Raw genomic sequence first — 26,417 nt, forward strand, 5'->3', positions numbered from 1 at the left:
AGCGGCGGCGCCGACTTTGGTGCCGGCATGGGGATGGTCGCTACCTGATACCGAGCGGCACTTCGAACTGCCAGGCCGAGCGACCGGCTCCATCTGGAATAGGGGGAAACGGAGAAGCCCGGCGGACTGCGTCGAGTGCGGCCTTGTCCAGCGCGGCAACACCCGAACTGCCCGTCAGCCTGGCCGACCGGACGCTGCCATTCGATGCGACGGTAAAGGCAACGGTAGCCGTGCCGGTGGCGCGCGTGCGTGTCGAATTGAACGCCCGCACCAGCTTAGACCTGATCTTGCCGGGATAGTTGGTGACGGTCGCATTGCCGACGCCTGATTTGCCGCCCCTGCTGGCGGTCAGGATCTTGCCGTCCTTCTTGCCGTCGGCCGCGCCGCGCGCGACATCCGTTTCGTCACGGCCGCCAGAGCCGGTCTTTTTCTTCTTGGAATCGGCTTTGGCAAGTGCCTTGCTCGCTTTCTTGCGCAAGGCCGGCTTTTCGGGCTCGTTTGGTTCGGCCCTCCTGGCCGGCTTTTTCTGTGCGGTTGCCTTTTTCGGTTGCTTGGGCTTCGGCCTTTCCGGCTTCGGTTCTTCCGCCGCGCCGACTGTCTCGGTCGTCTGAACCGTTTCGGCCGGCGCCGGGTCGGCCGGTGCCGGAGCACTCGTCTCGGCAGGCTCGGCCGTTTCGACCGCGCTGACTGGCGGCGGCACGGCATTGTCGTCGGCAGGCACCAGCCTGTCGGTCGCAAGAATGTCGGGCGATGGGCCCTGGCGGGCTGGCCGGACGGGTTGGGTAGGTGCGGGCTCGGTGCGATCGGCAGGCGCAGCAGCCTCCGTGGCGGGCTCGCTGACCGGCTCGGCCACTTCTGTTCCGGAAGCTTCGGCCGCGCCAGTGACCGGCTGGAGCGTCTCCGCCGCCGCAGTCGCCTGTGCCTCGACCGTTTCCACCGGTCTGGCGTCCAGCATCGTCACCATCGTCACGTTGGCCACGTCCGGGTCGTCTCCGACATCGCCGGCTGCCTGCTGCGGGTCGGCGCCGAGCAGCATTTCGCCTTGCTGGTCGGCACCTTCGATCCTTGGCCGGTCGTCCGGCAGCGTGAGAAAAGCCAGCGCCACGGCTACGTGGAATGCGCAAGAGCAGGCGATCGCCACCGTCCAGTTGCGGCGCCGCTGCTTCTGTCGTGCCTGCCGCATTGGCTCCACAGGCACCGTATGCAAGTTGCCGTCGGCATCGACGATGTAACTGTCTTCCGGTCTGTCGCGCAGCGAAACACGCAGCGCCTCGCGCGGGATGGCGAAATCCGGATCGTCCGGCTCCGGCGGCAGGAAACCGGCTAGCGGCCACGCCATGGCGTTTCGTGCGAAGGCGGGTTCCAGTCCCAAAATTCAGACCCCGAAGGCGATGCCGGTCCTGGTCTGCGTCTTCAGCCGGCGCATGCAGGCATTCGGCTCGGCGCCGGCGCATTCCGTGGCGCTGTTGATCAACACGCGGCTGAGCTTGCCGCAATCGGTGCCGGCAAGGTCGAAACGCGTCACCTTGGTCTTGCCTGCCGGCAGCTCTTTGAAATCGAGCACGGTCAGCCGATCGACGACACCGACCTCGTTGAACAGCGCGACCTCGAATGCCGCCTTGGACAGATCGGCACCGAGATTGTTGGTGACCACGAAGGTCAGGCGGCAGCCCTTGTCGGATGGTTGCGCGCCGTTCAGTTCTAGGTTCAGCGCCGGCGCTGGCTGCTGTGTCCATGCCGGAGCCGCTGCAAGCGATATTGCCAGCACCGCGGCGAACAGACGAAGGGATGCCGTCATGCCTGTCATTGTCGTCAGCCTCCAAACCTCATGGTCGCCGCCAGCTTCAGGGTGACGCCGGGCTCGTAGACGACGCTCGTCGTCGATGCGTTCAGCGGGTTGGCGTATTTGACGTCGAACAGATTGTCGGCGCGAAAATCGACCTTGAAATTGTTGGTCGCCTGGTAGCTGGCGAAGGCATTGACCAGCGTATAGTCCTTGGCCACCGCGTTGCCCTGCGGCTTGCCGTTGTATTGCACCTCGCCGCCGATAGTCAGCCTGTCCTCGAGGAAGCGAAACCCGAGTTGCCCGGTGACCTGGGAGGAGGGGACCGTGACAAGATCCGCCCGTTCGCCTTCATAGGAGATGGTGTGGCCGTCGGTGACCGACGCCGACAGCCCGGCAAAGCCCCAGGCGGCGTCATAGACGCCCTCCATCTCGAAGCCGTGGATCCTGGCCTTGGCGAAATTCTGGTACTGGAAGCAGATCGGGATGCCCGGACCGAATGGGCAGCCGCTGGTCGGGTCGAACGGCGACAACGTCACGCCGTCGATGTAGTCGTCGACGTTGTTGTTGAAATAGGCCGCCTTCAGCCGCAGCGCGTCATCAGCCTCGATGACGCCATTGGTGCTGTAATTGACGCCAAACTCCACCGTCTTGCCGATTTCAGGCTTCAAATTCGGATTGGGGAGAAACGGGAAGCTGACGCCTGACGGATGATTGCCGCTGATCAGCGTCTCCGACAGCGACGGAGAACGGTAGCCTTCCGCATAGGTGCCGTAGAATTGCAGCCCGGAAAGGCCGGCGGTTTCGAAGGGCGAAAGGCCCACTGTGATGCGTGGCGACAGCCGGTTGCCAGAGGTTTCGCCGACATCGCTGTCGAGCTTGTAGCTGTCGTAACGCAGCCCGGCGATGACCTCGAGCCAGTACCAGGTGAGCTTGTCCTGAACGTAAGCGCCGGAGACGTTTCTATCGCCCGAAGGCGTGTAGAAACTGTCGCCGCCCGCCGCGCCGCCTGTCTCGACATCGTCGCCGACCCAGTCGCCGCCATAGGTCAGCTCATGCGCGATTCCAACGGTCTCGAATCTCGACGTGTTCCAGATGTCGATGCCAGAGGTGCCGATGTCGAACATCGATTTCGAACCCGCCGGCAAAACCACGGGCAGACCGGTGACCGGATCAAACCGGTTTTGCGCGACAAGGGTCGTCAGATCGAGCTTGGTCTTGTTGTAAGAGGCGTTGATGTGGAGATCGAGCCAGCTCCTGTCTTCGTCGGTGATGTTGTAGCGGGCCGTGAAGGTATTCGCCTTCAGGTCGGCGTCGTTCACCGGCGCACTGCCGCTGGTTTCGGTCCATCCGTCGTTCGAGCCGATCCAACCGAGCTTCAGTTCGCTGTTGTCGCTGGGGCGGATGGTCGTCTTGAGCAGCCCGCTCAAGACGTCGAAGCCGGTGCCCGCTACAGTGTCGCCGCCGCCATGCTTGTAGTCGTCATAATCGCGGTAGACGATGTTGCCGAGCACGTCCCAATTCTCGTTGATCCGATAGGCACCGCTGGCGCTGGTGGTCCAGCCTTCGCCGTTGGTTTCGTAGCGCCCGGTCGCTGCTGCCGCCCAGGTCTCGTCGGACCTGAGGAAATCCTGCGCATCCTTGGTGTCGAAAAAGACGACGCCGCCGATCGCCCCGGAGCCATAGGTGTTGGCGACCGGGCCGCGGATCACGTCGACGGATTTGATTAATTCGGGATCGATGTAGAAGATCGATTGCGTGCCATGATCCGAGCGCTGGAAATTCTGACGAGCGCCGTCGACAATGACGGAGACGCGGCCGAAATCCTGCAGGCCGCGGATGTTGATGCTGGAGCTGACACGCCTCGCGTCGGCCTGGACGGCGACACCCGGCACACCGAACAGCATTTCGTTGGGCGTCGTCGCCATGCGGCGCTCGAGCTGTTCCTCGTCGACATGGCTGGCTGAAGCAAGCGACTCGATCGCCGTCTCGCCGGTACGGCTGAGGATCAGGATCTTGTCGAGCAGCGTGGTACCCGTCAAAGCCGGCTTTGCCTGTTCGGGCTGTTGTGACGGGTCAGTCCGTTGCTGGCCGGTTGCCGGTTGGGCGGCCTGCTGGGCGCCGGCCGGTGTGGCGAGCAGCGGGATCGCCGCCGCGCCGGCCAGCAACGCGGCCATTTTGCTTGCCATAGACCCCATTTTTCTTGCCGTCGACCAGTGTGTCAGGCCGTTGCCCGCCAGCCGTCCCCAATTCGCCAACCCCATGCTGCAACTCCAAGAATCCATGTTCGATGCTGGCTGGCTTGGGCTCGCTGGCATTTTTCATCGCGTCCGGCGCCTTAAATATTGACTCATTTACTCCGGTATTGCACTGCTAGAATAACATGACCATTCGAGTCAAGAATTGAATCGGCATTTCACGCAGGCGCCGAGCCAGATGCCCGGCACAGGAAAGGGATCGAACCAATGAATACGCACAATCCCAGCGACTTTCGCTATCGCGTCCGCCGTTCCGACGAAAATTCCATCCGTTTCGACCGGGTCCAATCGGCCGTGAGAACGCTGTCCAGCAACACGCTGTTCCAGGGTGAGCACGAGATCGGCATCGAGCATCACGGTGCGCTGTATCGGCTGAAGATCACCCGGCAGGGCAAGCTCATTCTCAACAAGTAGGTGGTAGAAATGGACCAGCGCGTAAAACCCGCCCCGCACGAGATCCGGCGGGCACGGGCAGACAATCCGAAGATGCGCGAGCGTGACCTCGCCGCCCAGCTGAGGATTTCGGAGGCCGAACTGGTCGCCGCGCATTGCGGCGACGGGGTCGTGCGCGTCGAGCCGCGTGTCAACGACCTCTTGATTGGCCTCGAAGCTGTCGGTGAGGTGATGGCGCTGACCCGCAACGAAAGCGCGGTGCACGAGAAGATTGGCGTCTACGACAAGGTCGTCACCGGCAATCACAATGCCATGGTGCTCGGCGAAAACATCGACCTGCGCATTTTCCCAAAAGTCTGGGCGCACGGCTTTGCCCTGGAAAAGCGCGATGGCGCCGACATCCGCCGCAGCCTGCAGTTCTTCGACACCGCAGGCGAGGCGGTACACAAGGTGCATCTCAGGCCAGCCTCCAACCTCTACGCCTATCAGAAACTGGTGGCCGGGCTGGAATCGCCGAACCAGGAGCCGACGGTGGCGATTTCAGCGGGCACGGCTGACGAGACCGAGACTGCGGACAATTCGGCGAGCGTCGACGATCTGCGCAACCGCTGGAGCCAGTTGACCGACGTGCACCAGTTCTTCGGCATGCTGAAGACACTGAAGATCAGTCGCCGACAGGCGGTGCGCATGGTCGGCCAGGACTACGCCTGGCTGGTCGAGAAGGATGCAGTGAACGCCATGTTCAACCACGCCGCTGCCGGCGCCATTCCGATCATGTGCTTTGTCGGCAATCGCGGCTGCATCCAGATCCATTCCGGCCCCGTCGCCTCGATCAAGCCGATGGGACTATGGCTCAACGTGCTCGACGAAACCTTCCATCTGCACCTGCGGACCGACCACATCGATGAGGTCTGGGCAGTGCGCAAGCCGACCAAGGACGGCCATGTCACGTCGCTCGAAGTCTATGGCGCCGACGGCAAGATGATCATCCAGTTCTTCGGTAAGCGGCACGAAGGCGAAAGCGAGCGCGAAGACTGGCGCTTTCTGGCCGAAAACCTGCCGCGCATTCCAAGCCCGACCGCAGCCTGAGGACAACGACTATGGTGTCTTTGCTCAAACGGGCGCGTGTTTTCAGAATGGCGCTCGGGCCGGCGATCGCCCTTTTCCTGGCCTTTGCCGCATTGCTGCCGGCCCACGCCACTGAAGGCACGGAGGTCTTTGCGGACCCGTCGAAGATAGCCGCCATCGGCGGCTCGATCACGGAGATCGTCTTTGCGCTCGGCGAGCAGGATCGGCTGGTCGCCCGCGATTCGACCAGCCGCTATCCGCAAGCGGCGGCGGAACTGCCTGATGTCGGCTACATGCGCCAGCTGTCGCCGGAGGGTGTGCTGTCGGTCAATCCGTCGGGCATACTGGCGCTGCACGGCAGCGGACCGAAGGAAGCCGTCGACGTGCTGAAGAAAACGAGCATCCCGTTCATCGAGGTGCCCGAGCGCTACGACCACGAAGGCATTCTAGAAAAGATCCACATCGTCGGCAAGGCGCTCGGCACCGAGGCCAAGGCCGATGCGCTGGCGGCCCAGACAGACGCCAAGCTGAAGGCAGTTGAAAAGCAGACCGCCTCGATCAAGGAGCGCAGGCGCATCCTGTTCGTGCTGTCGATGCAGGGCGGCAAGCTGCTTGCCGCTGGCAGCGACACCGCCGCCGACGGCATCATCAAGCTTTCGGGCGGCATCAACGCCATCGACGGATTTGCCGGCTACAAGCAATTGTCGGACGAGGCAGTCATCACCGCCAGGCCCGACGTGATCCTGATGATGAACAACGCCGGGCCGGCCACCGCGGATGACGAATTGTTTTCGAACCCTGCCGTCGCTTCGACGCCGGCGGGTGCAGCCCGCACGCTGATCCGCATGGACGGCGGCTACCTGCTCGGCTTCGGTCCACGCACGGCCGACGCCATCCATGATCTCGCCGTCTCGCTCTATGGCAGCCAGGTCACGGATTGAGCGCGATGGCCGATCATTCGATCGCCGGTGCGGTGGCCATCATGGCGACGGCAGCCGAGGGTGACCGTTCGCGGCGCGCCCGCATCGTCATCGTGCTGCTCTGCGTCGGGCTGGCTATCGCCGTGCTGTTGTCGCTGACCTCCGGCGCGTCCGATGCCTCGGCCATCGGCGTCATGCACAACTGGCTGTTCGGCGCGTTGCCCGGCGACGCGGCGTTGAGCGCCCGCGACCGCCTGATCATCCATGACATCCGTCTGCCGCGCATGATTCTGGGCGTGCTGATCGGTGCATCGCTTGCCGTCTCCGGTGCCGTCATGCAGGGGTTGTTCCGCAATCCGCTGGCCGACCCCGGCCTGATCGGCGTTTCGGCTGGATCGAGCCTCGGTGCGGTCGCCGTCATCGTGCTTGGTTCGACCATGCTGGCGCCGCTGACTTCAGCGCTCGGCACGACGGCTTTGCCGCTGGCTGCGTTCTGCGGCGGGCTGGCGACGACATTGCTGCTCTATCGGGTCGCGACACGACAAGGCCGGACCTCGGTCGCCACCATGCTGCTCGCCGGCATCGCGCTGGCGGCGCTTGCCATGGCGCTGACCGGCATCCTGATTTTCATGGCCGACGACCGGCAATTGCGCGACCTGACCTTCTGGCAGCTCGGTTCGCTGGGCGGCGCAACCTGGCAGAAGATCGGCTCGGTCGGGCCGGTCATCGTGCTGGCGCTGGCGGCAATGCCGTTCCTGGCGCGGGGCCTCAACGCGCTGGCACTTGGCGAGGCCACCGCCGGCCATCTCGGCATCCCGGTGCAGCGCCTGAAATACACCGCCATCATCGGCGTCTCGGCAGCGGTCGGCGCCTCCGTCGCGGTCAGCGGCGGCATCGGCTTCGTCGGTATCGTCGTACCGCATTTGCTACGTTTGCTGATTGGCCCGGACAACCGCTATCTGCTGCCTGCATCGGCACTGCTTGGTGCGGCGCTGCTGCTTTTGGCCGACGCCGTCGCCCGCACCATCGTCGCCCCGGCCGAATTGCCGATCGGCATCGTCACCGCGGTCGCCGGCGCACCGTTCTTCCTGTGGATCCTGCTGCGTAAGCGCGGCGTCATCGACCTGTGAGAGACCGTTTGGAAACTCTACTCTGGCGGCCATTTGATGGCGTTTTCTGCGCTTCCGGTGCTCACGGACACAAATGTCCGCTCCGCTCCGGTTCTCGAAACCACCACCATATGACTCGCCAGAGCGAATTTCGAAACAGTCTCTAAGAGGTTTTTATGATCGAAGCGCGGGATGTCTCGGTGGCGATCGGCGGCAAGCGCATTGTCGCCCATATCGATTTCGCGGCTTGGCCCGGCGAGGTCGCGGCCATCGTCGGCCCCAACGGTTCGGGCAAGACGACCTTTCTCAGAGCACTGTCCGGCGATCTTGCTTATTCGGGAGAGGTCACCGTCAACGGCCGCAATCTATCCGCGATGAAGCCGGTCGAGGCGGCGACGGTGCGCGCGGTGCTGCCACAGGCGACGACGCTGTCCTTCCCGTTCACCGTGCGTGAGATCGTCAGGCTAGGCCTGGTCGGCGGGCGCTCCGGCGCGTTGCCCGGCGAGGACCAGCGCCTGCCCGAACGGGCGCTGGCTCGCGTCGACCTCGACGGTTTTGCCGGCCGCTTCTACCAGGAGCTGTCCGGCGGCGAGCAGCAGCGCGTGCAGCTTGCCCGCGTTCTGTGCCAGGTATGGGCGCCGGTGCTCGACGGCAAGCCGCGCTATTTGTTCCTCGACGAGCCGGTGTCCAGCCTCGACATCAAACACCAGCTGATCATCATGCAAATCGCGCGTGATTTCGCCAGGCGCGGCGGCGGCGTGGTCGCCATCCTGCACGACCTCAATTTGACGGCGATGTATGCCGACCGGATCTTCGTCATGCATCGCGGCAGGCTCGCCGCTACAGGTTCGCCGCAACAGGTGCTCAGCGACGAACTGATCGAAAAGGTCTTCGATTGCCGGCTGAAGGTCGGCGTGTTGCCGGCGGCAAACATGCCGTTCGTACTGCCGCAATCGGCGGCTTAGGCAATCAGAGAACTCAAGCGGCCGGCGCCCTTTGCACCAGCATGTCGATGCCGAGCAGGTGCCGCACATTCGGGCGCGCCGCCACCAGATCGGCGATCGTGTAGCGCGACAGTACCGCGAAGAAGGCGTTGAGCGCTTCGCGCAATGCCGAATTCAAGGCGCAGCTGTCGACCAGCGGGCATTCGGCGGCATCGTTCTCGAAGCACTCGGCCATGGCAAAGCTTTCCTCAGTCACCCGCACGACATCGAACAGGCTGATTGATTCGGCCGCACGGCCGAGCCTGACGCCGCCATTCCTGCCGCGCACCGTTTCGATCAGCCCGTGCTCGACCAGCGGCTGCAGGATCTTGAACAGGAAAAGTTCCGATACCGAATAGGCGGCGGCGATCTCGGGGATGCGGCTCAACCGTTCGGTGTTGGCGGCGCAATACATCAGAATGCGCATGGCGTAGTTTGTCTGACGGGTAAGCCGCATCGTGTCCTCACATAGCAGTGGTTGGCGTCAATATGGCCTATAGTTTGGAACAATTCCAGACTGGCGCTGCATAATAGATGAATTCCGGCCTCAAGTTTGCGTGCACGATTGCGCGCGCTGAAACCAGCGACGCGCTTTCCGGGGCAGGCGGCACTAGATAAGTTCGCATACACGATCAGGAGCGGCCCACCATGTCTCGACCAGCCCCGGCATTTGCATCTGTCGCGTCCGCCCGGTTCGATGCCGATGCCAAGCTTTCGGCGCTCAGGCGCACCAAGTTCGTTGCCGCCGCGGCACTTGCGTTTTGCGTGCTGGTCTTTGCGGTGGCGAAATCGCTCGAGAGCCGGCATGCGTGGCTGGGCTTCGTCGCCGCTTTCGCCGAGGCGGCGACGATCGGCGGGCTGGCCGACTGGTATGCGGTGGTGGCGCTGTTTCGGCGGCCGCTTGGCCTGCCAATCCCGCATACGGCCATCATCCCGGAAAACCAGAACCGCATCGCCGACAATCTCGGCCGCTTCATCGAGGTCAATTTCCTGGCGCCGGAACCGGTGCGCGAAAAGCTCGCCGAGGTGGACTTTTCGGCGCTGGTCGCGGACTGGCTGGCCGACCCGAACCGCGCCGCCGATTTGTCGCGTTTCGTTGGCCGGCTGGTGCCGCAGACGCTGGCAGCGGTCGAGCAATCCGGGCTGCGCGGATTCGTCACCAGCCGCATGCTGGAGCAGATCGAGAAGGTACCGCTGGCGCCGCTTGCCGCCGAGCTGCTGTCGGCGCTGACCGATGATCGCCGCCACCAGAAATTATTCGACGAGTTCACCAAGGTGGTCGGCCGCTTCCTGAGCGACGAGCAGGCGCTGGCGACGATGCGCGAGAAGATCCGCGAGGAACTGCCGTCGCTGTTCAACCTGTTTCGCGCGGACGCCTATCTGTTGAAGAAGATCGTTGCGTCGGCCGGCTCGCTGCTCGATGAGGTGCGGGCCGATCCGCACCACCCGATGCGAGCCGAATTCGACCTTTTCGTCGAAACCTTCGTCGAGCGGTTGAGGACATCCAAACAATATGCCAGGCGCGCCGAAAAGCTGAAGCGCGATTTCCTTGCCCGGCCAGAGCTCAGCGCGTTGGCCGGCGATATGTGGGACAGCCTGCGGCTGTTCATCGAACAGGACGCCAAGGCGCCGAATTCGATGATCCGTGACCATCTCGCCACCATGTTCGTCGAGGTCGGCCGCCATCTTGCCGACGACGCGCAGATCAGGGCCGACATGAACCAGGGCTTCATCGTGGCGCTGGCCTCCTTCGTTGAAAGCCAGAAAAGCGGCGTGTCGAAGTTCATCGCCGACCAGGTCAAGCGCTGGGACCTCGCGCAACTGACAAGGCTTATAGAAATGAACATCGGCAAGGACCTGCAATATATCCGCTTCAACGGCATGATCATCGGTGGCCTTGCCGGGCTCGTGCTCTACATCGCCGAACGGCTCTTTCTCGTCGGCTGACTCGTCCGAATGGACCGCTGAGCTTCGCTGCACTATCTTCGGTGCAGTGTCGGCGTTCACGGCAACAGGGGGGAGAGAACCAGCATGGCAAAACGACCGGAGTCTGAGTCCTTCATCGACATGTTCGGCAAGTTCGGCCGCGACCTGAAGCTGCCGAATGTCGACGTCGAGGCGATCCTCGCTCACAACCGCAAAAACTTGGAAGCGCTGGAGAAGTCGGCCCGGGCGAGTGCCGCCGGAGCGTCGGCGCTGTTGTCCAGGCAACGCGAGATGCTGCAGGACACGCTGCGCGAAATCACCGACATGGCACAAAACTACAGGGCGCCCGGCAATCCCCAGGAAATGATGCAGAAGCAGGCGGCGTTCGCCAGGAAATCCTTCGAGACCGCGCTGAAGAATGCCGGCGAGATGGCCGAACTGGCGAGGGCGTCCGGCACCGAATCGATCGAAATCCTGCGCAGCCGCATCAAGGAGGCGATGGAGGAGATCCGCGCCGGCCACCACAAGGGGTAAGCTGTTCCCCGGCAGCACGCTTGCCGGCAGCGAAGACCGGCGGTTCGCGGCCGAAGATTATGGGCTGGAATCGCACTGGCGAATTGACAGGGGCGGCCGGTCGTGGTCCGGAACAGGCAAGCGATCGGGAAAGCAGGAATGACGCAGATACGGCCGAGGACGCCGCCGACCTTCGAGCAACTCAGGGCGATGGCCGGGCAGGAGTTGGGCGTTTCGGACTGGACGTTGGTCGATCAGCACCGCATCGACCAGTTTGCCGAATGCACTGGCGATCATCAATGGATCCATGTCGATCCCGAACGGGCGAAGCGGCAAAGCCCGTTCCGCACCACGATCGCGCATGGCTATCTGACCCTGTCGATCATCGGCGCGCTGGCGCTCGAGATGGGGATCGTGCCCGAAAACACGCAGGCCGCGTTCAACTACGGTTTCGACAAAGTGCGTTTCGTGGCACCGGTCAGGGTCGGCTCGCGAATCAGGCTGCGCACCACGCTGTTGTCGATGGAAGATAAAGGTCCGGGGCAGTATTTGATGAAGGCCGCCAATACAGTCGAGATCGAAGGCGAGCAAAAGCCGGCGCTGACCGCCGAGACGCTCGTCATGCTTTATGCACGCCGCAAGCGGGCAGGGGCCTGAGGGCACAGCCTCAGGCCAGCAGGCTTCCGGCAGCGCAATCAACGCGACATCGCCTCTTCAAGCGCCATGAAAATCCGGTCGTCTCCCGATTGGGCGACGTTGAAGCGCATGTAACGGCTGGCCGAACGGGACAGGCTGAACGCATTGCCGGGCGCAAGCACGACGTTGGCCGACAAAGCGTGACGGGCGACGTCCGCGGCATCTATTCCCTCCGGCAGCCTGCACCATAAAAACATGCCGGCCGGCCGATCTATCCACGGCACAATGCCGATTGCTCTGAGCCGGGTGCCGGTTTCTTCCATGGCGCGCGAGAGCCGCGCGCGCAACAGATCGACGTGCTTGCGATAGAGGCCGTCCTTCAGCAACGTCAGCACCAGTTCGGATGCAAGTCGCCCGCTGCCAAAGGATGTGGCAATCTTGAGATCGGTCAAACCTTCCATCCAGTCGCGAGGAGCGGCGATGAAGCCGCAGCGCACCGATGCCGACAGCGTCTTGGAAAAGCTTCCGATATGGATGACCCGGCTGAGGCCGTCGAAGGCCGCCAGCCTGGGCGCGGGCGTGTGTTCGAAATCGGCGAAGATATCGTCCTCGATGATCGTCAGCCCCGACTGATCGGCGAGCTTCAGCACCCGATGGGCAACGACCGGGGACAATATCGCACCGGTCGGATTATGGAGCGCCGAATTGGTGATGTAGAGGCGCGGCCGGTGCTCGTTCAGCGCCTGCGCGAACAGTTCGGTGTCCGGCCCCGAGCGCGTGTAGGGGACGCTGATCACCTTGGCCCGATGGGCGCGCAACAGGGCATGGAAGTTGAAATAGCAGGGATCGTCGACCAACACCGTGTCACCCGGTTCGAGCAGGAACCGGCACAGCAGGTCGATCGCCTGAGTGCCCGATGCCGTCAGCATGATCTGTTCCGGGGACGCTTCGATGCCGTGCTCGGCCATGCGCCGCGCCAGCAGATGTCGCAACGCCGGCAACCCGAGCGGCGTGCCGTAATCGGTCAGCGCTGCGTCGTCGGCGCGGGCCATCGTCCGCAGCGCGCGACGCAATCCGGTCTCGGGCATCCATGACGCCGGCAACCAGCCGCAACCCGGTTTCAGGACGCCGTCGCCGGCTTCCAGCGATTGGCGCGAGACCCAGAGCGGGTCGACAGCACGGTCAAGCCTGGGGCCGATCTCGGCCAGCGACAGCGGAGCCAGCGGTCCGGCGGCATAGAAGCCCGAGCCTGGCCGCGAGCGGATCATGCCTTCCGCCGCAAGACGTTCATAGGCTTCGACCACGGTGGATTTGGAAACCTGCATGGCCTTGGCGAAAGCCCGGATCGAAGGCAGCCGCATTCCCGGTGTCAGGCTGCGCGAGGCGATCCTGTGCCTGATCGTCGCCATGACGCTTTCGACAAGCGTTCGGTTGCCTTCATCTGTTGTCGTCTGCTCGTCCATCCGTACTGCTCGCCCCACCATGACAGTTTTGTCAAACTGTACCCGATTGTCTCTGGTGGAGCCATACGCTCGGCCCGATAGAGGGCGAAATCAGCGGGGCATCTATGGACAAGGCGGCGAGTAGCTGGGCGGCGAGCAGTTGGGCGGCGAGTGGCTGGGCGGCAAGTGGCTGGGTCAACGGGTTCATCGGCGTGCTGATCTTCAGCGGTTCGCTCCCGGCGACGCGCGTGGCGGTGATGGATTTCGATCCAGTGTTCGTAACGGTCGCCCGTGCGGCTTCGGCGGGCATCCTCGGCCTGGCGCTGCTGCTTCTCTTTCGCCAGAAGCGCCCGGAGCGGCGAGATCTGTTCCCGCTGGCGATCGTGGCGCTTGGCGTCGTGGTCGGCTTTCCCCTGCTGACGGCGCTGGCGCTCAAGCACATCACGTCGGCTCACTCGATCATTTTCGTCGGCCTGTTGCCGTTGGCGACCGCGATCTTCGGCGTGGTTCGAGGCGGCGATCGCCCGAAGCCGGCGTTCTGGCTGTTCTCGTGCCTCGGCAGCGCCCTTGTCGCCGGTTTCGCAGTCACCCAAGGTCTGTCGGTCTCGCCGCTCGGCGACATCTTGATGCTGGCCGCCATCATCGTGTGTGGATTGGGCTATGCCGAAGGAGCGGCGCTGTCGCGCAAACTCGGCGGTTGGCAGGTGATTTCGTGGGCACTGGTGCTGTCGCTGCCCTTCATGCTGGCGCTGACGTTCATCACTATGCCGCCGTCGCTCGAAAGTGCCGGCAGGGGCGCATGGATAGGCTTGGCCTATGTTTCGCTGTTCAGCATGCTGATCGGTTTCGTGTTCTGGTATCGCGGCCTGGCGCAAGGCGGCATCGCCGCGGTCGGGCAGTTGCAGCTGCTGCAGCCCTTCTTCGGCCTTGGGCTGGCGGCAGCGCTGCTGCATGAGCAGGTCAGTCCCGCCATGATCGCCGTCACCGCCGCCGTCGTACTTTGCGTCGTCGGTGCCAAGAGATATGCAAAATAGGTGCGCCAGCACACTCTTGACTCGATACAATCGCGTCCAATTGATACCAAGAGCTGCCGACCTGGCGGAACGGCGTCTCGAGGTGCCGAGTCGGCCAGAGTGGCACAAGGCGCGAGGTGGCCTCATGTCGGCGTGGAGGAAAAAGGGACGATTTTGGTGCCCGGGGTCCAGAAGATAGTCTTGTCCTCCGGCGGCGAGGTGGCCGTCCGGACGGCTGGTGACGCTTCCAAGCCCGCGCTCGTGCTGCTGCACGGCTTTCCTAGCTCTTCGCGGACGTTTCGCGACGTGATCGCGCCGCTCTCCGGCAGCGCCTATGTCGTGGCGCCTGACCTGCCGGGCTTCGGCGCGTCCGATCTGCCGCCCGAGCCATCGTTCGACATGCTGGCCGGCGCGATTGACGAGCTGCTCTCGCGTCTCAACGTTGGCCGCAGGTTTCTTTATCTTCATGATTTCGGAACCCCGGTAGCGCTTCATCTCGCCATGCGCGCGCCGGAACTCGTCGAAGGCCTCGTTATCCAGAATGCCAATGCCCACCGCTCCGGTTTTGGTCCGCAATGGGCAGACACATTGGACTTCTGGGCTGCGCCGAATGCGGCGAATGAGCAGGCCGCCACCGCCCATCTGACCCTCGAGGGAACCCGCGACCAGTATGTCGCCGGCCTGCCCGGCGAGATCGCGGCGCAGATCGATCCAGGTGGTTGGATTGAAGACTGGCGGGTCATGTGCCTGCCGGGACGACTTGATCTGCAGAAGGCGCTCATTGCCGACTACGGCCGGTATGTCGACCGGTTCGGGGAAGTGGCTGATTATCTGGCGAAGCATCAGCCCCGAGCGATGCTTCTTTGGGGTCGCCACGATGCCTTCTTCGACATTGCAGAGGTTCAATCCTGGCTTGTGGATCTTCCCCGGATGGAGGCTCACGTCTTCGACGCAGGCCATTTCCTCCTAGAGACGCATGCGCTCAAAGCTGCTGAACTGATGCTGGAGTTCGTCGCTGGCGGCTCAGCTAAGCGCGCTAGCCGCGGCGACCCGAAATAATCGCAAGGATCAGCGCCGCCATTACCAGGGCCGTCGCGACCTGGAAAGTGACCTGCATGCCGCGTGCGGCTGTCGCAGATGCCAATATCTGCTGACCGGTACCTTCGCTTCCGCCAGCCGATGCGAAGGCAAACACCGCGCCCATCACCGACGCACCGGTGATCAGGCCGAGATTGCGCGAGAGATTGAGAAGGCCGGAGACGACGCCGCGCTGGTCGGGTGCCACGCCGGTCATCACGGCTGAATTGTTGGAGGTCTGAAACAGGCTGTAGCCGGTGCAGACGATGATGATCGGCACGATATAGCCGGCAACACCGAATTCCGCCCGCGACAGAGCAAAAGTACCAATAGCGAGATCGAACAGGCCGACGATCGTCATCCGGTGCGCCCCGAAACGATCGACCAGGCGTCCGGCCGGCAGCGCCGCCAGTGCGGTAACCAGAGGGCCGGTCGACAGAACCAGCCCGACCATGGCTGCGTCCAGTCCGAGCGCACGCGACAGATAGAACGGCGCGACCACCAGCGTCGCCATCATCACGGTGGCGACGATCAGGCTCATGGCGAGGCTTGCGTTCAACGCCTGATCGCGGAACCTCCCAGGCTGAATCAAAGGGTTCTCGGCCCTTGTCTGCGCAATCACGAACAGCAGGCCACCCACGGCGGCGGCAATCAGCAAGCCGATATTGAGAGAACCAAAACTGCCGCGCCCAAGAGTCATGGCGAGCGCATAGGCGGCCAGCGTCAGCGCGAGCAAAGCCGTGCCTATGCCGTCGAAACCGCGCCGATCTGGCGTCTTTTTTCCGGCCGGCAGGACGCGCCAGGCAAGCGCGAAAGCCAGCGCCCCCAACGGCAGATTGATGAGGAAGATCGCGCGCCAGCCGAGGCCGGCGATCAGCAATCCGCCAAGCGACGGGCCAAGCGTGGTGCCGATCGCCGACATGGCGCCGAGCAGGCCCATGGCGCTGCCCGTTTTTCCCCGGGGAACCGTGTCCGCGACAAAGGCCAGCGTAAGAGCCATCATGACAGCCGCGCCGAGCCCCTGTGCCGCCCGTGCGGCGATCAGCAGCCAGAGCGTCGGGGCAAGCCCGCAAAGCACGGATGCGAAGGTGAACAGGGCAATGCCGCCGAGCAATAGCGGGCGGCGGCCGAATATGTCGGCGAGCCGCCCGGCGCTGACGACCAAGGTGGTGATGGCGAGCAGATAGGCAAGAACGACCCATTGGACGAGCTGGAACGATGCGCCGAACGCCTGCATCAGCGATGGCAGCCCGACGCTGGCGATGCTGGTGGCGAGCGACGACAGCAGCGTTGAAAGCGACAGGCTTGCCAATGCCCATCGGGTCGAGCGGGCGCTCACCGGGGCAACTTCGCCCCAGGTCTTTTCAGCGGTCGATGCCAAGGTGAACTCCTTTGCCGTCAGCCCCAAATCGGAGCTGTCGGAGGCTATTCCCTCGCATGATGTGGCGGAAGGCGCAGTATTTGCATCTTATTCGTGCATGAAACGCCACATTACGGCTGAGCTGTGCTACGGTCCTTCCATGTCATCGCCCGATCTCAATCTGCTTGTCGCCCTTGATGTGCTGCTGAGCGAAGGCAGCGTCGCGCGCGCCGCCGGGCGGCTGCGCCTCAGTCCCTCGGCGATGAGCCGGACGTTGGCGCGGTTGCGCCAGGCGACAGGCGACCCATTGCTGGTTCGGGCTGGCCGTGGCCTGGTTGCGACGCCGCGCGCGCTCGAATTGCAGCAGCAAGTGGGCCGCGTCGTGCAGGATGCGGAAGCGCTGCTCCGCCCGGCCAGGCCCCTCGACCTCTCCGCTCTCGACAAGGTCTTCACGCTGCGCGCCAACGAAAGTTTTGTCGAGGAGTTCGCACCGCGTCTTGTGACCCGTGTCGAAGCGGATGCGCCCGGCGTGCGGCTGCGTTTTGCGCCGAAATCCGACAAGAGCGACACGTCGTTGCGCGACGCGGCGATTGATCTCGAAATCGGGGTTGCCAGTGAAACGAGCCCTGAAATGCGCATTCAGGCGCTGTTTCGCGACCGCTTCATCGGTGTGGTGCGAACGGGACATAAACTGAGCGAGGGCCCGGTGAGCCCGGAACGTTATGCGGCCGGTCGCCACATCAGCGTGTCGCGGCGTGGCCGCGAAAAGGGCCCGATCGACGAGGCCTTGAAACTGCTGGGTCTCCAGCGGACGGTTGCGTGCATGGTTTCCAGCTTCTCGGCCACGCTCGCCATGGCGCGCGCCTCCGATCTGATCGCCAGCGTCCCCGAACGGCACACGCTGGGCGCGCGCGCAGGCATGTACAGCTTCCCGTTGCCAGTCGATATCGAGGAGGTCACCATTTCGATGCTCTGGCATCCGCGGCTCGATGTCGATCCGGCGCAGCGCTGGCTGCGAGCCTGCGTGCGGGAGGTCTGCGCGTCGTTTCGTTGATCCAGAGTCGGGGCGTGATCTAGAATCTGGTAACCACGCCGATGCCGATGCCTTCGAAGCCGCCCATCGCCATCAAAGCGGCCGGCGCTTCCTCGAGGCTGATCTTGTTGCCGACCAGGAGTTCGGGTTTGAGCTTGCCGGTGCGGATCATCTCCATCATCGCCTCGTAGCGAAACGCCTGCATGCCGTGGCTGCCGCGAATTTCGAGCTCGAATGCGATCACCTTGTCCATCGGAATCTGCGGCCTGGCATGGTCGCCGAGCATCAGGCCGACCTGCACGTGGCGCCCGCGGCGGCGCAGGTTCGCGATCGAGTTGAACGAGGTTGTCGGGTGGCCGAGCGCGTCCATCGACATATGCGCGCCGCCATTAGTAATCTGCTTGACCGCCTTGACCACGTTCGGCGTGTTCGCCGCGTTGATCGTCGCCACCGCGCCGATCTTTTTGGCAAAGTCCAGCTTCTCGTCGGTGAGGTCGATGGCGACGACATTGGCGCCCATGGCGCTGGCGATCATGATCGCCGACAGGCCGACGCCGCCGCAGCCATGTACGGCCACCCATTCGCCGGGCGTCACGCGGCCCTGATCGACGATGGCGCGGAACGAAGTGACGAAGCGGCAGCCGAGGCTGGCGGCGGTGGCGAATTCCATCTCGTCGGGCAAGCGTACGAGATTGGTATCGGCATGGTCGATGGCGACATATTCGGCGAACGACCCCCAGGCGGTGAAGCCGGGCTGGAACTGGTGCTCGCAGACCTGGTGGTTGCCCGACGTGCATTCGAAGCAGCGGCCGCAGCCGACGGCAAACGGCACGGTGACGCGCTCGCCGCCCTTCCAGCGGGTCACCCGGTTGCCTGCGGAGACCACGACGCCGGCCAGTTCGTGGCCCGGCACATGCGGCAGCCGGATGCCGTCGTCGTGGCCCATCCAGCCATGCCAGTCGCTGCGGCAGAGGCCAGTCGCCTCCACCTTGATGACGACGCCTTCCGGCGAAGGCGTCGGATCCGGCACCGTCTGAATCGTTGGCGTTTCGCCGAACTTTTCGAAAACGACGGCTTTCATCGGCAGTTCCTCATCACTTCATGCAATTGCGGTCTATTCGGCATCGATCTGGTTCTCCGGCGCGGCCTTCCGGAATGCCGGCAGCGCCATGCAGGCGGCGTGGATGCGTGCGATCGTCGGGTAGGGCGTCATGTCGACGCCGAAGCGGGCATTGCTGGTGACCTGTGCGACCAGGCAGATGTCGGCCAGCCCCGGCGTGTCGCCATGGCAGAATGTCTTGGTCTCGGGGGAGGAAGCCAGAATCTTTTCAAGCGGCTGGAAGCCTTCGTTGACCCAGTGCCGGAACCAGTTGACGACATCCTGGTCGCCGGCGCCGAACAGCGTGCGCAACGAGGTCAGCACGCGCAGATTGTTCACCGGATGGATGTCGCAGGCGATCATCTGCCCCAGCATTCTGACGCGGGCGCGGCCAGGCGCATCCTTGGGCAGCAGCGGCGGCTCGGGCGTGGTCTCGTCGAGATATTCGATTATCGCCAGCGATTGCGTCAGCAGCGTGCCATCGCCTAGGACCAGCGCCGGCACCAGCCCTTGCGGATTGACCGCGAGGTAGGCGGGATCCAGATGTTCGCCGTGGCGCAAATGATGCGGCACGTACTCGTAGGCCAAGCCCTTCATCTCCAGCGCGATCCGCACCCGGTAAGAGGTCGAGGAACGGTAGTAGTTGTGAAGGACGATATCGCTCATTGTGTCACGGGCTCGGTTGGCCGATGGTCAGTTCGATTTCGCCGATGCCGTCGACGCCGCCGGTGATCTTTTCGCCCGGCCCAACGGCGCCGACGCCGGCCGGCGTGCCGGTGAAGATCAGGTCGCCGGGCCTAAGTTCTACCGCCTCGCTGCAAATCGAGACGATGTCGGGAACGGGCCAGATCAGTTCGGCAAGGTCGCCGTCCTGCCTGATCTCGCCGTCGACCGCGAGCCAGATGCGGCCGTTTTCGGGATGACCGGATTGTTGCGCCGGGACCAGCGGGCCGCAGGGTGCTGAACGGTCGAAGGATTTCGACCAGTCCCACGGTCGTGCCGCCTTTTTCGCCTCGTCCTGAAGGTCGCGGCGGGTCAGGTCGACGCCGACGCCGTAGCCCCAGACATGCTCCAGCGCCCGCTCGCGCGGGATGCGGAAGCCGGCCTTGCCGATGGCGACGACCAGCTCGATTTCGTGATGCAGGTTTTGGGTCAGCGGCGGGTAGGGGACCGTGGTGCCCGAACCGACTACCGCGTCGACCACTGCGTCGCCCGGTTTGGTGAAGAAGAAGGGCGGATCGCGCTCGTCATTGCCGAGCTCGCGGGCATGGGCGGCGTAGTTGCGGCCGACGCAGAAAATGCGGCGCACGGCAAAACGCTCCGGCGAGCCGGCCACGGCCACCGACGGGGTTGCGGGCAGGGGAAGGACGAAGCCGGTCATGCACTGTCTCTGTTCAGTGGATCTGTCGCCGGCACATTCGGCCGATTTGGGCAAACGGGCAAGGCATTGGATGGCGGAAGAGCAGGCCTGCCGCACGGTGCCGCGGAAATCGTCGGTCCATCCTGCTTTAGCCAGCCAAGATGGCAATGTACTATTTGGCAATAAGCTGGCCATGGTTGCCGGACTATTCTAGACCAGACCAGACCGAACCGAAGTGAAGCTAATGACCGCAGTCAACGATCGCGCCCGGTTCCTCATCATCGACGACCATCCGCTGTTTCGCGAGGCCCTGCACAGCGCAGTGCAGATGGCCTATCCGGAGGTCGACACGGTGGAAGCGCGCTCGATTGCCGAGGCGCTCGAGCTTCTGACGGATGCCAAGCCGTTCGACCTCGCATTGCTCGATCTCAGTATGCCCGACGTGCATGGCTTTGACGGGCTGCTGCAGCTCAGGACGCGTTATCCGCGCCTGCCGGTCGTCATCGTGTCCGGCTATGAGGAGCCGAAGATCATTTCCGAGGCGCTGTCCTACGGCGCGGCCGGCTTCATCCCGAAATCGGCACGCAAGAGCGATCTTGCCGCGGCCATCCGCTCGGTGATGGAAGGTGCGATCTATGTTCCCCAGACCTATGAGGGCCGGCCGCCCGACGCCGACAGCACCGACCGCGCCGAGATGGTACAGCGCCTGGCCACGCTGACGCCGCAGCAGCTCAAGGTGCTGCAGATGCTGCGCCAGGGCCTGCTCAACAAACAGATCGCCTACGAGCTGCAGGTCGGCGAGACCACCGTCAAGGCGCATGTCTCGGAAATCCTGCGCAAGCTCAACGTCTACAGCCGCACCCAGGCGGTGATCGAGGTCTCGAAGCTGGACAATGCCGAGCTGTTTCGCGATCCGGCGGGGTTTTGATCGCACGGTCGTCTGCGAATAAAGACGGACTCTTCACGCCTTCTGTTGTTCTAAATTTTCATCAAAAAAACTGAACCAAGATAGAATATTCCATCTTTGTTATAGAAATGAATACTTCCTCCATCGTGCAGGCGAAGACCGCGGTCTGAATCGCTGTCAAACGTTTTATCGTAGTTGAATCCGACAGAGTTAATCATCAGATATTCTGCAACGTCGTTCTTGGTCTTGCCCGCGACGGCTTCAATGTCTGCAATCCAAATCCGGTGACAGCGCACCATGTTTCTTGCGTCGCCTGCCTTATTTTTCGTGGGTTCACGGCTTTGTCGATTTGCAGCGCAACCCGGTCAGCTGCGTTACTTAGTGCGGCAGACCGGGAACGATAGGGCGGGCGAGGCGAGCCATGCAGTCGATCTACGGACAACTACGGCCAGGCGAACAGTAGAAAAGTGCACTGTTGCTGTAATTGCATCTATTAGATCCGAACTTTCATTCCTGGCGTCATTGCTTGTTCCAAATTCTGCAGCTTGTCGCTTCAAGGAACACGATTGACGTATTTCCTTACGAGGTGGCGCGTCTTCTGGTTGGCCGATCGGGACGATGACATTGATGACAAATACGGCTGTAATTATTATCGATCCTCGCTCGAGAGTGACGGCAGCCAACCAGAGCCGTCTGAGCATTGATTTCGGACGTCGACAAAAACGCCGCCGCCACAATTTTCCAAAGAGGAAACTGCTGGCCGCTGCCTCCAATTAGCGATCGAGCGATGATATTGGACGCTCGCTCAAACGGTTCGTCTAAGAGGATGAAAAAGCGGAAAAAATCTCTCACCTCGCTGAGAGGGTAGGAGCCCTTGCTCGTCTCCAAGAGCCCAGACCATGATCGTATCGCAACTGGAATTCTTGCACTGCCTACAAACCCTCAAAGTGAACAAGGACCAATATGCGAAAATCCAATAACGAGCGTTCGTCGTGTCCATTGTATACATGGAACACCTGATCCCTTGCGCAAAGCTAACGCCTCTGAGACGTCAAGCCAGCACATGCGCCAGCACGCCGCGCAGTCGCGCCGGCTTCAGCGGCTCATGTCGCAGAAAACCGCAGCCCCGTCATTCCATGCGACTCATACATGTACTTGAATTTAAACAATTATATGGAATCTCGTCCCGAAGTTGTCATTCAGGCGAAAAATATCAAACTCGGTCGAGAAACCATCAACAAGCCTTAGCTGATCAATGCGGTATATGTCTCCGTCTTCAAATGTTTCGAAAGTAGACTCGGAAAAGTCGAACCCTTTTATCTCCTCCATGGGTACATATATTTTCAAGTCGCCCCTATCCGTCTTGGCCGTATAAAAGAGGTGCTTGCTTCTCGAAACAATCGGACCAAACGCCTCGAATATCTCGCGCTTTGCAAACAAGACGCCTGGATGAGAGCTTGGTACGAAATCCGAGATATGCAGCGGCCGCTCGTCATCAAAGCGAAAAAGCAACTTACTTTTGTCGACAGGCCCAGCCTCCTCCATCTCGAGGAAAGCCTGGGATCCATTTGTATTTCCGTCGTCGACGAGAATACAGTAGTCTCGGGCGTTTTCTTCTATTCTCCAATACATCCTTGGCCTTTTCAAAATTTGGTTCTGCCTGATGCAGTTCGCCCATGCCCTCAGATGGGATCAAGCCAGCAAATGCGCCAGCAGCGCCCTTAGCTGCGCGGGCTTCAGCGGCTTGCGCATCAGCTCGATGCCAGCGGCGCGGGCGGCGTTGGCGACGGTCTCCGAACCGTCGGCGGTGACGATCAGCGCCGGCACGGCGCGGCCGAGATAATCACGGACCTCGGCGATGGTGGTGGTGCCGAGGTCGCCGCCGTCGAGATGCTGGTCGGCTATGACAATGTCTGGCAACCAGTCGGTATCGCCAAGCATGTCGAGCGCGTCACCGGTCGAGGTGGCGGGGCGCACCAGGCATTGCCAGCGCTCGAGCAGGGAGGTCATCGCCTGCAGCACCTCGATGTCGTTCTCGACCAGCAGCACCCTTGTGCCGAACAGACCGTAGCCGCGCGGCCGCTCCATGTCGACGGTGCCGGCGATTGGATCGGCCGTGTCGCCGATCCCGACCGGAACGTCGATATGGAAAATCGTGCCATGTCCGACCTTCGACGAAAACGTGACGGGATGGTCGAGCGCCGCGGCGATGCGGCGCACGATGGCCAGCCCCAACCCCAGCCCGCCGGCGGCAAGCCCGGCATCCGTCGGGATCACGCCCCGATGGAATTCCTCGAACACCGCCTCGCGCTGGTCGTCGGGGATGCCGCAGCCGGTATCGGCGACGTCGATGCGGATCGTGTCGCCGCGATGCCTGGTGCCGACCAACACGCCGCCCGAGCGGGTATAGCGCAGTGCATTGGACAGGATGTTCTGCAGGATGCGGCGCAGCAAGGTTCGGTCCGAACGAACGAGCGCATCGACCGGCCGGAACTTCAGCGTCAGCCCCTTCATCTCCGCGACCGGCTGAAAATCCGAGCGCAGAGACGAAAACAGCGTCTCCAGGCTGACATCGGTGATGTCGGGCTGCACGACGCCGGCATCGAGCTTGGAAATGTCGAGCAAGGTGCGGAGCAGGTCCTCCATCGTCTCCAGCGATCGCTCGACCTGGCGGACCAGGTTTCTGCCTTCCTCGCTGGTCTGTACTTCGGCAAGCGCCGAGACCGACAGATGCGCGGCGTTCAGCGGCTGCAGCACGTCATGGCTGGCCGCCGCAAGGAACCTGGTCTTGGACAGGTTCGCCAGCTCGGCGTTTTCCTTGGCTGCGTTCAAGTCGATGTTCGACTGCTCCAGCCTGCGCAAGGTCGAATGCAGCTCTTCGGTGCGGCTGCGCACCCGGCTCTCAAGCGAAATGGCAGTCTGGAACAGCGAAAAAGCATTGCCTTGCTGGTCCATGGAGCGCTCGACGCGGCTGATCAGCGCGGCGTTGATCTTCTTCAGCCTTTCCAGGTCGTCGATGTTCCTGAGCGGCATGCCGGATTTCCTACTCCGCCGCTTCGGCCGCATTGCGTTCACCGAAGGCGATGCCGGTGAAGGTCTGGTTCAGATGCATCGAACGGTACTGTTCGCCATAGGTGCCAAAGCCGAGGACGTTGTTGACCTTGTAGAGTTCCGAAATCTCGCGATAGACCTGCCGATTGCGCGCGTCGAGCCGGCGCAGCACGCAGTCGAAACCGAGGATCAGGTCGATGCCGCCAAGCCTTTCGCTGACGTCGCTGAGAGCGGCGCGGGTCGCCTCGACCATGTCCTTAGGCTGGGCGACGGCAAGCACGACACCATCGTCGATGGCGCAGAAGAACGACAGCGAGCCGTCCGCGTGCATCTTCTGGATTGAACGGCAGTAAAATTCGCCGCCGACTTTCACCACCACCGGGTGCGAGGCAAAACTCAGTGGCGTCAGCATCTGCGCGACGACGCCGACCGAGGCGGCATATTCCTCGGCGGCAATGGTGGCGTTGAATTCGCGCACGATGCGGTGGTCGGGATCGGATGCCGTCACCACCAGCTTCTCGTCGGTGGGAACGAAATTGTCGGTCTTGAACACGTGGAAAGGAATTTCCGTGGTGATCAGCACGATGATGGCGCTGTCGGAGGTCACTTTGCCGTTCGAGATCAGCCGCGTTGTCTCGAATTTCAAGTCATCGCCAGCCGACCCGCCGATCAATGGAATATCGTCGAGCCCCCAATGGATGGCGGAGGTCACCGCTTCTTCGGCATAGGACAGCCCGTCGATCAAGCAGAGCGCGAAAGTGGTGTCGGCTCGCTCGTGCCCGAGGCGCTCGCGTAACGAACGCCTCAGCGCCTCGACTTCGCCGGTAATCCCGTCCATGCCCGATGAGGACAGATTTTCGACCATGGTGCTGGCTGCCGAAAACGATGCGGAGGGAAGCAGCATAGCCAGGATCTGGCCTTCCTCCAGCCCCTTGGGCGTTATCTCACCGGCCGTCGAGCAGCCGGCATAGTGGAGCGCCGGCGCGTGGGTCTTCAGCGCTTCCGACAGGGCGACGGCCTCTATGAGGCTCTGCGAGAAAAACAGGAGGGCAAACCCGGCGTCAATGGCCGCTGCTTCCGCTGCCACCGCCCGGGCGAACGCATCCGCATCGGATTCGTCGGTGGTGAGCACCGAAAGGCCGCATGCATAGCGCGTCCGTGACTTGGCCAGCGGCTTCCTCCTCCATTTCCTCCAACGCTCTTTTTTGTGCGCGTCTGGCGCGCCGGCGTCGAGGTCATTGTTGTCTTGAAGCGGTGCTTTGGCAATCAGCCAACATGATGGATTTGAAGTTTCTGCCGTTTGACGGCGTCAGCGCAGCCGCTCACGGACGGAAGCTGTGCGTCCCGTACTTCGGGCGTGTCGTTATCTCGCACTTGCACAAAGTTGTAGTGCACTGCAATATAGCTGAGAATGCGGCCTTGAGCCCGCCTTTCGCAGAGGGGACCGGCATGACGGACATCTCCGCGACGCGTCTTGTCGTGGCCAGGCCTGTCGCCGACACATCGTCAAGGGCGAGGCTTGCCTATCTCGACGGCTGGCGCGGCCTGTCGATCGCGCTGGTGCTGATCGGCCATTTCTTCCCCGTCCCCGGCATCAATCTCGGCGTCCTGGGCGTCGAATTCTTCTTCGTGCTCAGCGGCCGGCTGATGGCCGAGATCCTGTTCGTCGAATACTATCCGCTGAAGAAATTCTTCAAGCGCCGGTTCTCTCGCATCTATCCGGCACTGCTGGTTTTCGTCGTCGTCGCGATGATCGCCTTGTCCGGCACGTTCATCGCCTTCAAGTGGAAGGCGGCGCTGACGGCGCTGACGTTCACCTACAATTACGCCGGAGTTCTCGTTACCCGCGCCGGCTCGCTCGACCATATCTGGTCGCTCTGCGTCGAAGAGCATGCGTATATCATTCTGGCTCTGATCAGCGTCGTCGTCCCGGGACGGTCCCGCGTCATCATGCTGCTCGGCGCATTGTCGCTGCTGGCCATGGCGAACGGCGCCATCTCCTACTGGGTGCTCGCAATAGGCTACGAGGGCACCTATTGGCGCACCGACGTGCACATCGCCTCGATCCTGCTGTCGGCGGTGTTATGCCTGCTCAAGGCCGACGACAGGCTGCCGGCGCTGCTCAAGGGGCCGCACGTTGCCCTGGCGGCCACAGTCGTGGCTGTGCTCCTTTTCATGGCTGCCGTGCCAACCCCCATTCACTATCTGGTCGCGGTGCCGCTGCTGGCGCTCGCCGTCAATTTGCTCGACTTCAGCAGCCGCTACCTGACCAGGTTTCTGTCGTCCCTGCCAATGACGATGCTGGGGCTGTGGTCGTATTCGCTCTATCTGTGGCAGCAGCCCTTTTATCAATTCGTCGACATAAAAGGCAGTTCGCCGTGGCTGATGCTGGCGGCGGCGTTCGCTTGCGCGCTGTGCAGCTACTACATCATCGAAAGGCCGGCCCGCTCCTGGCTGAACCGCAATTGGTAGGGCGAACGGCGCCC

General features: G+C 62.7%; 26 protein-coding genes. 13 read left to right on the plus strand and 13 right to left on the minus strand.

Going from position 1 to position 26,417, the window contains the following annotated elements; genetic code table 11:
* Positions 1-40: 40 nt before the first annotated feature.
* Genes NKJ72_RS14310 through NKJ72_RS14320 form a run of 3 tightly spaced genes read right to left on the minus strand, consistent with a single transcriptional unit; the run spans position 41 to position 3,960 of the window.
* Positions 41-1,339 carry a TonB family protein gene (locus NKJ72_RS14310; protein ID WP_352477655.1) on the minus strand — a complete coding sequence of 433 codons (1,299 nt, stop codon included), beginning with the start codon at positions 1,337-1,339 and terminating at the stop codon, positions 41-43.
* Between the two features lie 36 nt (positions 1,340-1,375).
* Complete coding sequence (locus NKJ72_RS14315) at positions 1,376-1,807, minus strand: hypothetical protein (protein ID WP_352477656.1); 432 nt, start codon at positions 1,805-1,807, stop codon at positions 1,376-1,378.
* A 5-nt stretch (positions 1,808-1,812) separates the two neighbouring features.
* Positions 1,813-3,960: a TonB-dependent hemoglobin/transferrin/lactoferrin family receptor gene (locus NKJ72_RS14320; RefSeq protein WP_352477657.1), complete on the minus strand. Its 2,148-nt coding sequence runs from the start codon at positions 3,958-3,960 to the stop codon at positions 1,813-1,815.
* A 288-nt stretch (positions 3,961-4,248) separates the two neighbouring features.
* Between NKJ72_RS14320 and hemP the strand changes: the two genes are divergently transcribed.
* The 5 genes from hemP (at position 4,249) to NKJ72_RS14345 (ending at position 8,496) form a co-directional block, all read left to right on the plus strand.
* The gene (gene hemP, locus NKJ72_RS14325; RefSeq protein ID WP_352477658.1) at positions 4,249-4,455 is read left to right on the plus strand and encodes a hemin uptake protein HemP; all 207 of its coding nucleotides are present in this window, start codon (positions 4,249-4,251) and stop codon (positions 4,453-4,455) included.
* A gap of 9 nt (positions 4,456-4,464) precedes the next feature.
* The gene (locus NKJ72_RS14330; protein WP_352477659.1) at positions 4,465-5,523 is read left to right on the plus strand and encodes a hemin-degrading factor; all 1,059 of its coding nucleotides are present in this window, start codon (positions 4,465-4,467) and stop codon (positions 5,521-5,523) included.
* 11 nt (positions 5,524-5,534) lie between these two features.
* Entirely contained in the window at positions 5,535-6,443 is a 909-nt protein-coding gene (locus NKJ72_RS14335; RefSeq protein WP_352477660.1) for a heme/hemin ABC transporter substrate-binding protein, read from the plus strand.
* Positions 6,444-6,448: 5 nt separating this feature from the next.
* A complete protein-coding gene (locus NKJ72_RS14340; RefSeq protein WP_352477662.1) occupies positions 6,449-7,552 on the plus strand; it encodes a FecCD family ABC transporter permease in 1,104 nt (367 codons plus the stop codon).
* Between the two features lie 155 nt (positions 7,553-7,707).
* Entirely contained in the window at positions 7,708-8,496 is a 789-nt protein-coding gene (locus tag NKJ72_RS14345) for a heme ABC transporter ATP-binding protein (protein WP_352477663.1), read from the plus strand.
* Positions 8,497-8,509: 13 nt separating this feature from the next.
* Here NKJ72_RS14345 and rirA read toward each other — a convergent pair whose 3' ends face one another.
* On the minus strand, positions 8,510-8,971 hold the full coding sequence (gene rirA, locus NKJ72_RS14350) for an iron-responsive transcriptional regulator RirA (protein ID WP_352477664.1): 462 nt from the start codon (positions 8,969-8,971) through the stop codon (positions 8,510-8,512).
* 191 nt (positions 8,972-9,162) lie between these two features.
* Between rirA and NKJ72_RS14355 the strand changes: the two genes are divergently transcribed.
* The 3 genes from NKJ72_RS14355 (at position 9,163) to NKJ72_RS14365 (ending at position 11,610) form a co-directional block, all read left to right on the plus strand.
* Positions 9,163-10,461 (plus strand): DUF445 domain-containing protein, encoded by a 1,299-nt coding sequence (locus NKJ72_RS14355; RefSeq protein ID WP_352477666.1) that lies wholly within the window; start codon positions 9,163-9,165, stop codon positions 10,459-10,461.
* An 84-nt stretch (positions 10,462-10,545) separates the two neighbouring features.
* The gene (locus tag NKJ72_RS14360) at positions 10,546-10,974 is read left to right on the plus strand and encodes a phasin family protein (protein WP_352477667.1); all 429 of its coding nucleotides are present in this window, start codon (positions 10,546-10,548) and stop codon (positions 10,972-10,974) included.
* Positions 10,975-11,112: 138 nt separating this feature from the next.
* Positions 11,113-11,610, plus strand: coding sequence for a MaoC family dehydratase (locus NKJ72_RS14365; RefSeq protein ID WP_254818237.1), 498 nt, complete (start codon positions 11,113-11,115; stop codon positions 11,608-11,610).
* A 38-nt stretch (positions 11,611-11,648) separates the two neighbouring features.
* Here the strand turns inward: NKJ72_RS14365 and NKJ72_RS14370 are convergent, their stop codons facing one another.
* On the minus strand, positions 11,649-13,052 hold the full coding sequence (locus NKJ72_RS14370) for an aminotransferase-like domain-containing protein (RefSeq protein WP_352477668.1): 1,404 nt from the start codon (positions 13,050-13,052) through the stop codon (positions 11,649-11,651).
* Positions 13,053-13,156: 104 nt separating this feature from the next.
* Between NKJ72_RS14370 and NKJ72_RS14375 the strand changes: the two genes are divergently transcribed.
* On the plus strand, positions 13,157-14,065 hold the full coding sequence (locus NKJ72_RS14375; RefSeq protein ID WP_352477669.1) for a DMT family transporter: 909 nt from the start codon (positions 13,157-13,159) through the stop codon (positions 14,063-14,065).
* A gap of 180 nt (positions 14,066-14,245) precedes the next feature.
* A complete protein-coding gene (locus NKJ72_RS14380) occupies positions 14,246-15,103 on the plus strand; it encodes an alpha/beta fold hydrolase (protein WP_352477670.1) in 858 nt (285 codons plus the stop codon).
* Here NKJ72_RS14380 and NKJ72_RS14385 read toward each other — a convergent pair.
* Positions 15,081-16,502, minus strand: a complete 1,422-nt coding sequence (locus NKJ72_RS14385) for an MFS transporter (protein WP_502901848.1) — start codon at positions 16,500-16,502, stop codon at positions 15,081-15,083. The genes NKJ72_RS14380 and NKJ72_RS14385 overlap by 23 nt on opposite strands.
* Positions 16,503-16,641: 139 nt before the next feature.
* On the opposite strand from NKJ72_RS14385, the gene NKJ72_RS14390 reads away from it, so the two are divergent.
* A complete protein-coding gene (locus NKJ72_RS14390; RefSeq protein ID WP_352477746.1) occupies positions 16,642-17,535 on the plus strand; it encodes a LysR family transcriptional regulator in 894 nt (297 codons plus the stop codon).
* A gap of 19 nt (positions 17,536-17,554) precedes the next feature.
* On the opposite strand, the gene NKJ72_RS14395 is transcribed toward NKJ72_RS14390, so the two are convergent.
* Genes NKJ72_RS14395 through NKJ72_RS14405 form a run of 3 tightly spaced genes read right to left on the minus strand, consistent with a single transcriptional unit; the run spans position 17,555 to position 19,994 of the window.
* Positions 17,555-18,595: a zinc-dependent alcohol dehydrogenase family protein gene (locus NKJ72_RS14395; protein ID WP_352477672.1), complete on the minus strand. Its 1,041-nt coding sequence runs from the start codon at positions 18,593-18,595 to the stop codon at positions 17,555-17,557.
* A gap of 33 nt (positions 18,596-18,628) precedes the next feature.
* Positions 18,629-19,279 carry a maleylacetoacetate isomerase gene (maiA, locus tag NKJ72_RS14400; RefSeq protein ID WP_254818243.1) on the minus strand — a complete coding sequence of 217 codons (651 nt, stop codon included), beginning with the start codon at positions 19,277-19,279 and terminating at the stop codon, positions 18,629-18,631.
* A gap of 4 nt (positions 19,280-19,283) precedes the next feature.
* Positions 19,284-19,994: a fumarylacetoacetate hydrolase family protein gene (locus NKJ72_RS14405; RefSeq protein WP_352477674.1), complete on the minus strand. Its 711-nt coding sequence runs from the start codon at positions 19,992-19,994 to the stop codon at positions 19,284-19,286.
* A gap of 223 nt (positions 19,995-20,217) precedes the next feature.
* Here NKJ72_RS14405 and NKJ72_RS14410 point away from each other — a divergent pair, with 223 nt between their 5' ends.
* Complete coding sequence (locus NKJ72_RS14410; RefSeq protein WP_254818245.1) at positions 20,218-20,901, plus strand: response regulator; 684 nt, start codon at positions 20,218-20,220, stop codon at positions 20,899-20,901.
* 50 nt (positions 20,902-20,951) lie between these two features.
* Here the strand turns inward: NKJ72_RS14410 and NKJ72_RS14415 are convergent, their stop codons facing one another.
* From NKJ72_RS14415 to NKJ72_RS14430, 4 genes are all read right to left on the minus strand, one after another.
* Positions 20,952-21,179: a hypothetical protein gene (locus NKJ72_RS14415; protein WP_352477675.1), complete on the minus strand. Its 228-nt coding sequence runs from the start codon at positions 21,177-21,179 to the stop codon at positions 20,952-20,954.
* A gap of 862 nt (positions 21,180-22,041) precedes the next feature.
* Positions 22,042-22,512, minus strand: a complete 471-nt coding sequence (locus NKJ72_RS14420) for a hypothetical protein (RefSeq protein ID WP_352477676.1) — start codon at positions 22,510-22,512, stop codon at positions 22,042-22,044.
* Positions 22,513-22,572: 60 nt separating this feature from the next.
* Complete coding sequence (locus tag NKJ72_RS14425; RefSeq protein ID WP_352477677.1) at positions 22,573-23,913, minus strand: ATP-binding response regulator; 1,341 nt, start codon at positions 23,911-23,913, stop codon at positions 22,573-22,575.
* A gap of 10 nt (positions 23,914-23,923) precedes the next feature.
* Complete coding sequence (locus NKJ72_RS14430; RefSeq protein ID WP_352477679.1) at positions 23,924-25,063, minus strand: FIST N-terminal domain-containing protein; 1,140 nt, start codon at positions 25,061-25,063, stop codon at positions 23,924-23,926.
* 317 nt (positions 25,064-25,380) lie between these two features.
* Here NKJ72_RS14430 and NKJ72_RS14435 point away from each other — a divergent pair, with 317 nt between their 5' ends.
* Positions 25,381-26,403: an acyltransferase family protein gene (locus NKJ72_RS14435; protein WP_352477680.1), complete on the plus strand. Its 1,023-nt coding sequence runs from the start codon at positions 25,381-25,383 to the stop codon at positions 26,401-26,403.
* Positions 26,404-26,417: the final 14 nt, after the last annotated feature.

Source organism: Mesorhizobium sp. M0045 (genome assembly GCF_040323385.1).
In the GTDB taxonomy this organism is placed as follows: domain Bacteria; phylum Pseudomonadota; class Alphaproteobacteria; order Rhizobiales; family Rhizobiaceae; genus Mesorhizobium.